Here is a 12676-nt window from a genome sequence, read left to right as displayed (position 1 = left end):
TGCGCGGCCTGTCTGACGGCGCCTACACCGGCCGCGCCCGCTCGATCGTGGCCACCTACCTCGACGACATACCAGTCAACTACAACGCGCCCGATCCCGACTTCCGGCTGGTGGACAACGAGCGGGTCGAGGTGGCGCGCGGTCCGCAGGGCGCGCTCTACGGGGCCGGATCGATCAGCGGCATCTACCGGATCGTCTCGCGCAAGCCCGACCTCCAGGACATGTCGGCTGAGATGCGCGCCACGGGCGCGGCCACCAAGAGCGGCGACCCGAGCTATGCCGTCGAGGGCTACGTCAACGTGCCCATCTTCGACGACACGCTCGGCGTGCGGCTCTCCGGCTACCGTGAGACCCAGGGGGGCTACCTCGACGACATCGGCCAGATGCGGAGCGACGTGGACCGCACCCTGCGCCAGGGCGCGCGGCTGATCGCGTTGTTCCAGCCCAACGACGCCTGGTCGGTGACCGCCACGGCGGCCGGCCAGCACCTGCGCTCAGACGACACCCATTACACGACGCCGGGCCTCGGCCTGACGCGCAACGTGCGGATTCCCGAGCCGCACGTGAACGACATCCTGCTCGCGACGGCGACAGTGCGGCGTTCGTGGGGCGCCGCGGAACTCACGTCGTCCACGGGGTTCATCCGCCACGCCTACAGCAGCCTCTATGACGCCACCGCCACCCAGACTCTCTACACGGACTTCGCCGACACCTCGGCGTACTCCGAGCGCACCAAGACCCGGATGCTGGTGCAGGATCTGTTCCTGACCTCACGCGGCGCCGGCCGGCTGGAATGGCTCGCCGGCCTGTACGGCTCGGACACGCGGACCCGCACGCCGACCGAGTTCCTGGCCCAGGTGCCGATCGCGCAGGACGGCTTCCTCGTCTACGGCGACCAGCGGCGGGACGATGTCCGCGAACTCGCCGCCTATGGCGAGGCCTCGTACCGCCTCACGCCCGAATGGACCGTCGCGGTCGGCGGCCGCGTCTTCCACATCGACACCCGCACCCGCTCCGACGTGGTCTCCGAGCGCTTCGCCCCGCGCAGCTTCGACCGCAACGTCAGCTTCACCGGCTTCTCGCCGAAGATCTCAGTGCAGTACGAGTTCGCTTCGGGCGACCTCGTGTACGGGGTGATCTCGGAAGGCTACCGCTCGGGCGGCCTGAACTCGGGCGGGGCGCAGCCACTGCCGGAACGGCGCGAGACCTATGGCGCCGACCGGCTGCTGAACTACGAGCTGGGCCTGAAATTCGAGCGGTTCGAGCGCCGCCTCGCGGTGAACGCCGCAGCCTACTACGACGTCTGGAAGGACATCCAGACCGACCAGTTCCGCCCCTCGGGCATTCCCTACACGACCAACGCCGGCGACGCGCACATCGCGGGCTTCGAGGCCGAGGTGGCCCTGCGCACCGACTGGGGCCTCGAGGCGCAGCTAAACGGCCGCTACGCGCGTGTGCGCACGGACAACGCCAATCCCGACTTCCAGGGCGCCCTCGTGGATGGCCTGCCCGGGGCCCCCGCGGTCTCGGCCGGCGGCCTGGTGAGCTACGAGCGCCCGGTGCTGGGCGGCGATTGGACGCTGCGGCTGGTGGGCCAGGCCACCTATATCGGCCCCTCGCGCGTCACCTTCGACGACACGCGCCCGAAGACGGGCGGCTATGCGCGCACGAAACTGTCGGCCGAGCTCACGGGCCGGACCTTCGGCGTCCAGGTCTTCGTGGTGAACCCGCTCGACTCGGCCAGCGACACCTTCGCCTTCGGCAATCCCTTCAATCCCGACCAGGTCCGCCAGGTGACGCCCCAGCGGCCGGTCACCGTCGGCGTGACGATTTCTGCGGCGATCTGAAAAAAATTTCGCTCCGACCTAGGGGTGATGGGAACCCGCGACGTCTCCCCCGCGACCTGCGACTTCTGGAGAGCCTTGGGTCGACAATACGAGGCGCCGGGCGACCGGCGCACACAGTCAAACGAAGCGCGCATTCCGAGCCCAAGGTCGCGCTTTGCAAGGCTGAGCGCGGTCCCGGCGGGGAGAGACGCCGGGGCCGCGCCCCATGCCTATTGTCGCAGGGCGAAGTTCAGATTTGGCCCTATCCGCCGACAGTGCTACTGTGCAGCCGTTGATCGCGGCCGGCTCGGGCTGCGAACAGCGCGCGTCGGCTCTCCAGTCACCGGCACGAGACCTACCGCCCCGGCCTGAGGACGTCACACCTCAGCCGGGGCTTCTCGTATCTGGAGCCCCCCTTTCGCCAGTCGTCAGCCGCCCTGCGCGCCGCAAGCCGCGGCCGGGAAGCTGGTTCGCGTGGACCAACCGTTTTGGAACGTTTCGCTAGGCTCCGAAGCGGGCGTGCCGACAGTCCACCGTCGGCCGGAGGCCTCAGACACAGCTGTAACAATTCTCCGCCGTTCGCGACCTCAGACAGACAATGGTCCCGTCGATAACCACCCCACACGACCAATCAGGGTCCGAACACGGGGCGAAACGACAATGGCTACCTTCCAGGGCGATGGGCTCGACAACGCGATCACCGGCACGAGCTCGGCTGACATCATCAACGGCAACGGCGGCGACGACCTGGTCTACGCCGGCCTGGGCAACGACATCGTCAACGGTGGCGACGGCGCCGACCAGCTGAGCGGCGAGGGCGGCAACGACTACCTCAACGGCGGCAACGGCGCCGACAAGATGTTCGGCGGCGACGGCAACGACGCCCTCGTCGGCGGCGCCGGCGCGGACACCATGTACGGCGGGACCGGCAACGACAGCTACAACGTCGACTCCACCGGCGACACGGTCATCGAGTTCAGCGGCCAGGGGACCGACGAGGTCTTCACCACGCTCTCGTCCTACGTCCTGCCTTCGTCGGTGGAGAACCTGCGCTTCTCGGGCGTGGGCGAGTTCTCGGGCTACGGCAACGCGCTCAACAACGTCATCTGGGGCGGCGCCTCGGGCGACGTGCTGCAGGGCTTCGCCGGCAACGACAAGCTCTACGGCGGCGCGGGCCGGGACAGCCTCTACGGCGGCGAAGGCTCGGATACCCTCGACGGCGGCAGCACTGGCAGCACGATCGGGAACACACTCTACGGCGGGGCCGGAGACGACGTCTACATCATCGACTCGCCCTACGAGACCATCGTCGAGCTGAGCAATGGCGGCGTCGACCGCATCGAAACGGACTTCTGGGTCACCAGGCTGCTGGAGACGCCGGAGGTGGAGAACCTCACCTACACAGGCGACGGCTACGCACGACTGGCCGGCAACGACAAGGCGAACACCATCGTCGGCGGCGCGTACGGCGACGTCATCGTCGGCCTCGGCGGCGCCGACAAGCTGATCGGGGGCGCCGGCAACGACACCTACTATGCCGACGGACTCGACACGATCGTGGAGGCCGCGGGCGGCGGGATCGACGAGATCGTCACGACGTCGTCGCTCGACCTGCGCACCATGCCGAACGTCGAGAACCTGCGGTTCTTCGGGGAGGGCGGCTTCACCGGCATCGGGACCTCAGCGGCCAACGAGCTGCGCGGATGGACCGGAAACGACACCCTCCACGGCCTGGAGGGCAACGACACCATGTGGGGCTACGGGGGCGATGACGTCCTGCACGGCGGCGCCGGGAACGACGTCTTCATGGGCGGGCTCTACGGCGGCGACAAGGCCGAGTTCGATGACGCCGTCGCGATCTGGGTGGAGAACGCCACGCCCATCGCCTACTTCGACCCGTTCGAAGAAGAATACACGGACCTGAACGTCTTCGATCTGCCGCAAGGCCTCGCGCCCAGCTCCATGACCATCTGGGCCGGCGATGGGAACGACAGCGTCCAGGGGGCCCTCCTCTACCAGAGCATCGAGTTCCACGGCGGCCTGGGCAACGACTCGCTCGCCCCGGGCGGGAAGGACGTGAAAGCCTTCGGAGACGAGGGCAACGACACCCTGTGGGGCGGCGGCGGCAACGATGTCCTGGACGGCGGCGCCGGCGACGACGACCTGCACAGCGCGGGGGGCGTCGACCTCGTCTCGGGTGGCGCGGGCAACGACACCATCCAGGGCTCGGGGAAACTCTCCGGTGGGGATGGCGACGACCGCATCCAGGGTTCCAACGGCGCCGACCAGCTCGTGGGCGGCGCGGGCAAGGACGTGCTCGAAGGCGGCTACGGCGCCGACCTGATCGTCCCCGACAGCCTGGACACGATCGTGTACCGCTATCTCGACGACAGCTCGGCCGAGTGGGGCATCGACCAAGTCGATTGGGTTGCGGGCGCCCGCATCGACTTCTCCAATCTGTCGGACCTCACGCTCTACGGCGCCGAAGAGATCAACCTGCAATTCATCGGCAACGCGGCCTTCGCCACCGGGGGCGCCACCGCCCCCGACCAGATGCGGCTCTCCTATGACGCCGCCAACGCCAAGACCTTGATCGAGATCGAGGTGACGGGCGACGGCGTGGCCGACATGGTCATCCAGATCAACGGGATGCACACCCTGACCGCGTCCGACTTCCTGCTCTAGGACGTGTCGACTTCAGGTGGCGGGCGGGGGCCTCTTCGGCCTCCGCCCGTTGGTTTGTCACGCCCGCGACGCTCCGGCGTCGACGGGCGATTTCCATTCTCGGGCGACCACCGCAGAATGCGGTTCGCCAAGCTGCTGGCCGGGGGGCGAGGATGCCGGTTTCGAGTGGATTTACGTCGGCGGTGATGAACGCGGCGCTCGACTGCATCGTCGCGGCCGACGCCCAGGGCATCATCGTCGAGTTCAACCCCGCGGCCGAGCGGACCTTCGGGCTGGCGCGCGCCGATGTCATCGGCCGCAGCCTCGCCGACACCATCATCCCCCAGGCCCACCGCGCCGCCCACCAGGCCGGCATGGCGCGCCTCGCCGCCGGGGCGCCGCCGAGAATGGTCGGCCGTCGGATCGAGATCGAAGGGCTGCGCGCGGACGGCGAGGTCTTTCCGCTCGAGCTGGCGATCGTGCGGACCGCCGGCGCGGGCGACGCCGTGTTCGTCGCCTATATGCGGGACATCACCGCCCAGAAGCTGGCGGAGCAGCGCCTCAGGGAGAGCGAGGAGCGCCTGCGATTCGCCGTGGAGGGCGCCCAGCTGGGCACCTGGAGCTGGGACCTCAAGACGGGCGGCAGCTGGTGGTCGCCGCGGGCCCGCGAGATCTTCGGCTTTCCCGCCGAGGGCGAGGTGACGCAGGACCTGCGCGACAGGCTGGTGCATCCGGACGATCGCGCGGCGGTGGCCGAGGCGGTGCGCCGGGTCGTGGAGGACGTGGGCGAGGCGTCCCTTGAATACCGGGTCCTGATGCCCGACGGCGAGGTCCGTTGGGTCGTGACCCGCGGCGTCGGCCACCGCGACGCGGCGGGCGAGCCGGCCATGGCCAATGGAATTGTCGCCGACATCACCCCGCGCAAGTCGGCCGAGGCGGAGCTGGAGCGCTCACGCGAGGCGCTGCACCAGGCCGAGAAGCTTGCGGCCCTGGGGTCCCTGCTGGCCGGCGTCAGTCACGAGCTGAACAACCCCCTTTCGGCCGTGATCGGCCAGGCGGTGATGCTCGAAGAGGACACCCTGGGTTCACCCCTCGCCGAGCGCGCGCGGAAGATCCGCACCGCGGCGGAGCGTTGCGGCAAGATCGTCCAGACCTTCCTGGCCATGGCCCGCCAGCGCAAACCCGACCGGTCGCGCGTCGACGTCAACGAGCTCGTCCGCAGCGTGCTCGAGCTGACCGACTACGGCCTGCGCACCAGCAGCGTCGAGGTGCGCCTCGACCTGGCGAGCAGCCTGCCCGAGCTGATGGCAGACAACGACCAGCTGCACCAGGTGCTGGCCAACCTGATCGTCAACGCCCAGCAGGCGCTGGAGAGCCAGCCCGGCGTGCGGCGGCTGGAGGTGACCACCCGGCGCGGCCCTACGCACGGGTCGGTCCTGATCCGCGTGGCCGACAACGGCCCCGGCGTGCCCACCGAGATCGCCGGCCGGATCTTCGATCCGTTCTTCACGACCAAGCAGTCGGGGCAGGGCACCGGCGTCGGACTCAGCTTCTCGCTGGGGGTCATCGAGGCCCACGGCGGCAAGCTTCGGTTGGCGCCGTCAATCGCCGGCGCGGCGTTCGAGATCGAGCTTCCCAGCCAGTCGGCGACGCCGCAGCCCGCCGGCCGAGACGCCGAGGCCCATCTTGCCAATGGGGGACGCGTGCTGGTGGTCGACGATGAAGCCGCGGTCTCGGAGACCCTCGCCGAACTGCTCGCGCGGCAGGGATTCCACGTCTCCACGGCCGCGGATGGCCACGCGGCGAAGCGGGCGCTGGACGGCGAACCCTTCGACATCATCCTCTCGGACATCAGGATGCCGGGCCTCGATGGCCCGGGCCTGTTCGCCTGGCTGCAGGCGTCGCGGCCCGAGCTGTGCGGACGGGTGGGCTTCGTCACCGGCGACACGCTGGGGGCGGGAGCGGCCAGGTTCCTCGCGGAGTCGGGCCGGCCCTACCTGGAGAAGCCGTTCACGCCGGCCAGCGTGGCCGACTTCGTCGCCCGCATCCGCGCAGGCGAGGGGCCTTAAGCCGCGAGGGCCGCGCGCGCCGCCCCCATCATTCGCGCGCTCAGCAGGACGTAGGCGGTGCGCCAGCCCGTGCGGGCGTCCTGGCAGAACTCCGGTCCCAGCGCGTCTTCCAGCGTCCAGATCAGGGCGTCTCTGACCGACATGTACTGACGCGCTTCGACCCCATAGCCTGCGTGCCGCCGGCCGAGGGCCTCGACCTCGGCGCCGAGCGCCTCCAGGTCATCCAGGCGGTCGACCACGAGGGCCAGGACGCCGAGCAGCTTGCGCCCCTGCGGCTCCAGGTCTGCCGGGAACATCGACCGCGTCGAGGGGTCGAGTTCGAAGAGCCGCGCGTAGAACGTCGCGGCCGCCTCGCGGGGCGTCTTGGCGACGATCGCAAAGGTCTCGCGGACGCGCGCGATCTGGCGGGGCGTGAGGGAGTTTGGCGCTTGTTTGATCATGGCGCGTATAGATACGGCCCGAAGTGTCAGTCGTATGCCTCGGCGAACGGCGTCGTGTTACAATTGTGTCTGCGGCGACCGGGGGAAGGCTCGCATGGGCGGCAACGCGCACATCGTTGTGGTCGACGACGAGGAGATGGTCCGCGAGACCGTCCAGGAATACCTGCTGCGGAACGGCTACGCGGTGAGCCAGGCGGAAGGCGGCGCGGCGCTACGGGCGCTGATGGCCGAGCGCGCCGTGGACCTCGTCATCCTCGACGTGAACATGCCGGGCGAGGACGGCATATCCATCGCCCGCGACCTTCGCCAGCGCGGCCGCCTGGGCATCATCATGCTGACCGCCAACGCCGACAGCGTCGACCGTGTGGTCGGCCTAGAGGTCGGCGCCGACGACTACATCCCCAAGCCGTTCGAGCCGCGTGAGCTGCTCGCGCGGGTACGCGCCGTCCTGCGACGCGTGGCGCCCGGCGAGGTTTCGGCCGCGACCATGGGCGGCGAGGTGCGGATCGGCCGCTGCGTCCTCAACCTCGAAAGCCGCAGCCTGTATGCAGCGGACGGGAGCGCGGTCCCGATCACCGCCATGGAATTCGACCTCCTGGAGGCCTTTGCCCGCAACCCGAACCGTGTGCTCAGCCGCGACCGGCTGCTGGACCTGGCGCACCACAAGGACTCCGACGGCTTCGACCGCTCGATCGACACCCGCATCACCCGCCTTCGCAAGAAGGTCGAGGTGGATCCGACGACGCCCCAAGCGATCAAGACCGTGCGCGGCGCCGGATACCTGTTCGTGCCCGCAGGGTCGACCTAAGAAGCGATACGCTCACGCCTCGGCCGCCATGAAGCCTGTCAGCCCCACCAGCAGCGCTTGCAAAGACGTCCACAGGGCTCAGCCGACCAGCCTGAACAGCACCTCCCCGGCGCGGCGAACCTCGACAAAGGCGGCGTGGGTTTCGGCCAGGAGCTCCCGCGCCCGGCGCACGAGCTCCCATTCGGACTCGCACAGCACCGGCACGAAGCGTGGTTCGGCGCCTTCGGCGTCGGCCACGTAGAACTCGTAGGTGATCAACATACGTCCTACGAAGACGCCCCATCGCGCTTCCTGCGATGACTTCGATCAAATGGTCGCCGAAACTCGATTTCGGTCCTCGGTCAGCCGGACCTACGCGGCGGCGGACGGCAGGGACCGCGTGTCGGCCACGCCGTCGTCATACAGGAACTCCGGCCCGTCGAGATCCACGGCCGGGAGGGCCGTGCGCTCGGCCCAGTAGTCCTGCGTGTGCTGCCATTCCGGCTTGTCGCCCCGGCGCGGCATGAGGTCCATGCTGCGCAGCAGGTAGCCAGGGTTGAAGTTCTCGGGGTCGACCCAGGGCAGGCGGGGCATGTCCCGATCCTGCGGGCGCAGCGTAACTTCCACCTTCTCTGCGCCACGGGCCTGCATATGGTTGAGAAGCCGGCAGACGAAGTCTGCGACGATGTCGACACGGAGGGTCCAACTGGCGCGGAAGTAGCCGAACACCCAGACGAGGTTGGGGAGTCCGGTGAACATCAAGCCGCGATAGGTGACGGTCTCGGCAGGATCGACCCTCTCACCATCCACGGTGAAGGCGATGTCGCCGAGGACGCTGATGTTGAAGCCCGTCGCGGTGATGATGATGTCCGCGTCAAGCAGCTCCCCGGTCTTCAGGCGCACGCCCGACTCCGTGAACGTCTCGATCTCGCCGTCGACGATGGAGGCCTGGCCCGCCGTGACCGACTTGAACAGGTCGCCATCGGGGACGAAGGCGATCCGCTGCCGCCAGGGGAGATAGCGCGGCGTGAAGTGCTTCTCGGTGGCCTCGGGCCCGACGAACGCGCTGACGCCCGCCAGCAGTTCCTGCTTGACGACGTGCGGCTCCTCGAAGGCGCGGCGCGTGAAGTCGTCCTGGTCCTTCAAGATGCGGCGGCGCGTGATCTCGTGGATCCACGCCGGATCGACCTCGAGGCTGCGAAGCTGGTCGGCGAGGTCGTTCGCGTTGCGGCCGGGAATGAAATAGGTCGGCGAGCGCTGGAGCAGGGTGATGTGGGCGCACTCGGGCGCGATAGCGGGGAGCAGGGTCGCGGCCGTCGCTCCAGAGCCGACCAGGAGAACCCGCTTGCCCTTGTAGTCCAGGTCCTCCGGCCACGTCTGCGGATGGACCACGCGGCCCTTGTAGGCGTCCATGTTGGGCCAGTCGGGTGTGTAGCCCTCCGCGTGCCGATAGTAGCCCTGGCACATCCAGAGGAAGCCTGCGGTGAACGAGACCTTCTCATCGGTGTCCGTGCGCACAGCCGTCACCGTCCAGAGGTTCTCCTGGCTCGACCACTCCGCCTGCGTGATCTTGTGGCCGTATCGGATATGGCGGGCCAGGTCGTTCTCTTCGATCACCTCCCCAAGGTAGTTCTGGATGGCCTCCGCGCTGGCGATCGGATCGCCGGTCCAGGGCTTGAAGCGGTAACCGAAGGTGTAGAGGTCGCTGTCCGATCGGATGCCGGGATAGCGATGAGTCAGCCAGGTGCCGCCGAATCCCTCAAGGGCGTCGAGGATGACGAACGACCGGCCCGGCGACTGTTGCTGCAGGTGATAGGCGGATCCAATGCCGGAGATTCCGGCTCCGACGATCAGGACGTCGAAGTGCTCCGGGGCGGCGGTCTCGCTCGATAAGGCCATGTCAGGTCCCTTGTTGGAGGCGTTCCGGACGCTTCAGGCGGTCCGCGGAAAGACGACTGAGACGAGCGCGCCGCCGAACGGGGCGCTGCCGAGGCGGGCATAGCCGCCCAGGCGGTGCGCCCACGCCTCGATGCGTCCGCGTCCGCGGGTGTCGTCGGGCGGCAAGTCCGGCATTCCGATTCCGTTGTCGCGTACGGTGAGCCTCATGCGTCCCTCGACCTCAGCCAGGCCTACCCAGATCCGGCCCTCGCGCCCGGCCGGAAACGCATGCGCCAGGGCGTTCGTGATCGCCTCTCCGACAATCGCGCCTAAGGGCGCCAGCTCGTCGGCGGATAGCCGCAGCGCGGGATCGCAGTCGACCTGAATGCGGTGCGGAACGTCGTCAAAGGGCGCGACAAGGGCGTCCAGAAAGGAGCGGGCCGAGCTAGTCACTCCGCAGCCGAGCGCGTCAGGCGCCGGCGGTCGCGACGGGGCGAAGATCGGAGCGTTGGCGGTCGGCACGAAAGCCTCCTGTCGATCGGGTCGCGACAGAAGTCCCTCGCGCGGAGCCTGCGCGCCTTGACCTCGATCAACCGACTTCCGGGGATCGCGGCCTACGCGCCTGCAAGCGCCGAACGGCCCAGGGCGTGAGCGCCATCGCCACGAGCCCAAGCGGCATGAGCCCACCGTGCACGAGGTCGTAGTCGGCGAGGATGCGGTCCCACCCGAGGCCGAGGACCCGGCCCAGCCCGATCTCGAACAGCAAGGTCAGCGCCACCCACGTCAGTCCGACCGAGAGCGCCTCGCGGGTCGTGCGGATCCGCATCCAGCCCAGGCTGAACCAGGTGATCGCGAACAGGATCAGCGCGCCCGCGAACACCGACGCCTGCCGGACGGCGTACTCGAACTCGGGGCTGGTCAGCACCTGGCGCAGACCGCCCTGGACCGCCTCGGCCAAAATGAACAGCAGCCACACGGCCAGGGCGCGGAGGAGGGCGGGAAGGCTGAAGCCCGGCATGGTCAGCGCGCCGTGTAGCCGCCGTCGATCACCAGCTCGGCGCCGGTGACGAACTTGGCTTCGTCCGAGGCCAGGTAGACACAGCCCCAAGCGATGTCGTCGGGCTCACCGACGTGGCCCAGCGGATGGGCCTCGCCGGCGGCTCGCAGCCCGGCCTCCAGGTCGCCCTGCTCGCGCAGGAAGCCTTCCACCATCGGCGTCCAGATGTAGCCCGGGTGGATGGAGTTCACGCGGATGCGCTCGGCCGCGTAGAGCAGGGCGTCGGTCTTGGTCATGAGCCGCACGGCGCCTTTGGATGCATGGTAAGGCGGCACGTCCGGGGCGCTGATCAAGCCGTAGATCGAGCTCAGGTTGATGATGCTGCCCCCGCCGGCGCGGCGCAGATGAGGGATCGCGTGCTTCGTGCAGAAGAAGACGCCTTTCACATTGATCGCCTGCACCCAGTCCCACTCGGCCTCGGTGATCTGGTCGGTCGGCTTGTTGGCCCCGGCCACGCCGGCGTTGTTGACCAGGATGTCGATGCGGCCGAAGTGCTCGGCCACCTCGAACAGGACCTGCTCGACGTCCTTCTCCCGGCTGACGTCGAGCTGCCAGAAGCGGGCGGTAAGACCCCGCGCTTCGAGGTTGTGGGCCAGCATCTGGCCGTCGTCGGTGCGGGTGTCGAGCAAAGCGACGGCGGCGCCTTCCTCGGCCATCCGCATCGCCGTCGCGCAGCCGATCCCTACGGCCGCGCCGGTGATCACCGCCACCTTGCCCGTCAGCCTGTTCATCGTCGCCTCCTGTACCGGATGCGAAAAGTGTAGGCCGACGGGCGCGGGCAGGCCTTGCGCAGGATCAACCTCGCTAGTCTAGAAGCGGTAGCCAACGCCGGCCGAGGCGACCCACGGGTTCAGGGTGACCTTGGTCTTGATCCGGTTGGTCCGGTCGACGGCGTCCGTTTCGAAGAAGATCTTCTTGACGTCCAGGTTGACGCTCCAGCGTTCGTGCGTGGCGATGTCGACGCCGGCCTGCAGCGCCAGGCCGAAGCCGTCGTCGATCTTCAGGTCGAAGCCGTTCTTGTCGTCGCCCCCGTAGAACAGCATGTAGTTCACCCCGGCGCCGACGTAGGGGCTGACCTTGGCCTTGGGCGCCAGGTGGTACTGCAGCGAGACGACGGGCGGCAGGACCCAGGTGTCCTTCACGTTCACGTTCGTGGCTCCGCCCTTGGCGCGGATGGTGTGCTGCGTCGTGCCAGCGATGGCCTCGACGGCCAGGTTGTCTGTGAAGAAGTACGTGAGGCCAATCGTCGGCATCACGTCGTAGTTCGCCTTGGCGCGGAGTCCCGTCGACGCCCCCGCGAGGGTCGTGATCGGGTCGCTGCCCTGCGGCGCGACGTCGGTCACGCGGACGTTGAGGACGATCCCGCCCTTTTCCTTGGGCTGGAAGTCCTGCGCCTGGGCTGCGCCCGCGATGGCGAGGGCGGCCGCGAAGGCCGTGGTCGTGGTTCTGATGATCATCTGACTATCCCCTTCTTGGCGGCCTTGGGCCGCTCGGGGGGGGCTTTGTCAGAGCGGGGGAAGCTCGGCTTTGATCTGCGACAAACCGGCCGGCCACAGGGCCACGGCGAACGCGGCGAGCCCCGCCAGGACGAGGCCCGCCGCGCCGTAGCACCAGCCACAATGGGGATTGGAGCTGGCGCCGCAGATGGCGCCGACAAACGCCATGTGCTCGCGGGCGAGGTCAGCCGCCAGCGCGGCGCTGGCCGTAAGGACGAGCCCAGTAAGGCCTGCACCCAGCCGGAAGGCTTGATCTTCGGTCGGGGCCGGCTGGCGGCGCATCGGAACCTCTCTCCGCGAACCTTCCCATCTCGCCGACGGGCCGCGCCGCCGCCTTGACGAAGATCAATGTGGTCCGGTGTGCGCTGCGGCATCTGGCCTGACGTCTCTCAATGCATGTGGGATCCATGACGCAGGCCCTAGCCCGAAGCGACGAGGCGCCTTTCGACGCCGTCGCGC

12 protein-coding genes are annotated in these 12676 nt (G+C 68.7%); 4 read left to right on the top strand and 8 right to left on the bottom strand.

Annotated elements, in window-relative coordinates:
- The 3 genes from VGD44_RS08325 to VGD44_RS08315 all read left to right on the top strand — a co-directional run.
- Positions 1 to 1847 (top strand): TonB-dependent receptor (locus VGD44_RS08325; protein WP_331085801.1); only part of this gene is annotated, 1847 nt, incomplete at its 5' end.
- A gap of 639 nt (positions 1848 to 2486) precedes the next feature.
- Complete coding sequence (locus VGD44_RS08320; protein ID WP_331085799.1) at positions 2487 to 4511, top strand: calcium-binding protein; 2025 nt, start codon at positions 2487 to 2489, stop codon at positions 4509 to 4511.
- Between the two features lie 152 nt (positions 4512 to 4663).
- Positions 4664 to 6559, top strand: coding sequence for a PAS domain S-box protein (locus VGD44_RS08315; protein WP_331085797.1), 1896 nt, complete (start codon positions 4664 to 4666; stop codon positions 6557 to 6559).
- Here VGD44_RS08315 and VGD44_RS08310 read toward each other — a convergent pair.
- Positions 6556 to 6999, bottom strand: a complete 444-nt coding sequence (locus VGD44_RS08310) for a globin domain-containing protein (RefSeq protein WP_331085795.1) — start codon at positions 6997 to 6999, stop codon at positions 6556 to 6558. The two genes, VGD44_RS08315 and VGD44_RS08310, sit on opposite strands and share 4 nt — an antisense overlap.
- A 94-nt stretch (positions 7000 to 7093) precedes the next feature.
- Here VGD44_RS08310 and VGD44_RS08305 point away from each other — a divergent pair, with 94 nt between their 5' ends.
- A complete protein-coding gene (locus VGD44_RS08305) occupies positions 7094 to 7807 on the top strand; it encodes a response regulator (protein ID WP_331085793.1) in 714 nt (237 codons plus the stop codon).
- Positions 7808 to 7885: 78 nt separating this feature from the next.
- On the opposite strand, the gene VGD44_RS08300 is transcribed toward VGD44_RS08305, so the two are convergent.
- The 7 genes from VGD44_RS08300 to VGD44_RS08270 form a co-directional block, all read right to left on the bottom strand.
- Complete coding sequence (locus VGD44_RS08300; protein WP_331085791.1) at positions 7886 to 8068, bottom strand: hypothetical protein; 183 nt, start codon at positions 8066 to 8068, stop codon at positions 7886 to 7888.
- Between the two features lie 90 nt (positions 8069 to 8158).
- Positions 8159 to 9685, bottom strand: a complete 1527-nt coding sequence (locus VGD44_RS08295; protein ID WP_331085789.1) for an NAD(P)/FAD-dependent oxidoreductase — start codon at positions 9683 to 9685, stop codon at positions 8159 to 8161.
- Between the two features lie 33 nt (positions 9686 to 9718).
- Positions 9719 to 10186, bottom strand: a complete 468-nt coding sequence (locus tag VGD44_RS08290) for a sensor histidine kinase (protein ID WP_331085787.1) — start codon at positions 10184 to 10186, stop codon at positions 9719 to 9721.
- Positions 10187 to 10253: 67 nt separating this feature from the next.
- On the bottom strand, positions 10254 to 10682 hold the full coding sequence (locus VGD44_RS08285) for a hypothetical protein (protein ID WP_331085785.1): 429 nt from the start codon (positions 10680 to 10682) through the stop codon (positions 10254 to 10256).
- A gap of 2 nt (positions 10683 to 10684) precedes the next feature.
- Complete coding sequence (locus VGD44_RS08280; RefSeq protein ID WP_331085783.1) at positions 10685 to 11452, bottom strand: glucose 1-dehydrogenase; 768 nt, start codon at positions 11450 to 11452, stop codon at positions 10685 to 10687.
- Positions 11453 to 11530: 78 nt separating this feature from the next.
- Positions 11531 to 12178 carry an OmpW/AlkL family protein gene (locus VGD44_RS08275; protein WP_331085781.1) on the bottom strand — a complete coding sequence of 216 codons (648 nt, stop codon included), beginning with the start codon at positions 12176 to 12178 and terminating at the stop codon, positions 11531 to 11533.
- Positions 12179 to 12226: 48 nt separating this feature from the next.
- Positions 12227 to 12499 (bottom strand): hypothetical protein, encoded by a 273-nt coding sequence (locus VGD44_RS08270; protein WP_331085779.1) that lies wholly within the window; start codon positions 12497 to 12499, stop codon positions 12227 to 12229.
- Positions 12500 to 12676: the final 177 nt, after the last annotated feature.

It is taken from the genome of Phenylobacterium sp. (assembly GCF_036402295.1).
GTDB lineage: Bacteria > Pseudomonadota > Alphaproteobacteria > Caulobacterales > Caulobacteraceae > Phenylobacterium.
The sequence above is the reverse complement of the archived record's forward strand: the minus strand, read 5'-3'. Positions and strand labels throughout refer to the sequence as shown.

Coding starts and splice junctions, on each gene's coding strand:
- VGD44_RS08320 (WP_331085799.1), top strand. CDS start 2,487: ATGGCTACCTTCCAGGGCGATGGGCTCGACAACGCGATCACCGGCACG.
- VGD44_RS08315 (WP_331085797.1), top strand. CDS start 4,664: ATGCCGGTTTCGAGTGGATTTACGTCGGCGGTGATGAACGCGGCGCTC.
- VGD44_RS08310 (WP_331085795.1), bottom strand. CDS start 6,999: ATGATCAAACAAGCGCCAAACTCCCTCACGCCCCGCCAGATCGCGCGC.
- VGD44_RS08305 (WP_331085793.1), top strand. CDS start 7,094: ATGGGCGGCAACGCGCACATCGTTGTGGTCGACGACGAGGAGATGGTC.
- VGD44_RS08300 (WP_331085791.1), bottom strand. CDS start 8,068: ATGTTGATCACCTACGAGTTCTACGTGGCCGACGCCGAAGGCGCCGAA.
- VGD44_RS08295 (WP_331085789.1), bottom strand. CDS start 9,685: ATGGCCTTATCGAGCGAGACCGCCGCCCCGGAGCACTTCGACGTCCTG.
- VGD44_RS08285 (WP_331085785.1), bottom strand. CDS start 10,682: ATGCCGGGCTTCAGCCTTCCCGCCCTCCTCCGCGCCCTGGCCGTGTGG.
- VGD44_RS08280 (WP_331085783.1), bottom strand. CDS start 11,452: ATGAACAGGCTGACGGGCAAGGTGGCGGTGATCACCGGCGCGGCCGTA.
- VGD44_RS08275 (WP_331085781.1), bottom strand. CDS start 12,178: ATGATCATCAGAACCACGACCACGGCCTTCGCGGCCGCCCTCGCCATC.
- VGD44_RS08270 (WP_331085779.1), bottom strand. CDS start 12,499: ATGCGCCGCCAGCCGGCCCCGACCGAAGATCAAGCCTTCCGGCTGGGT.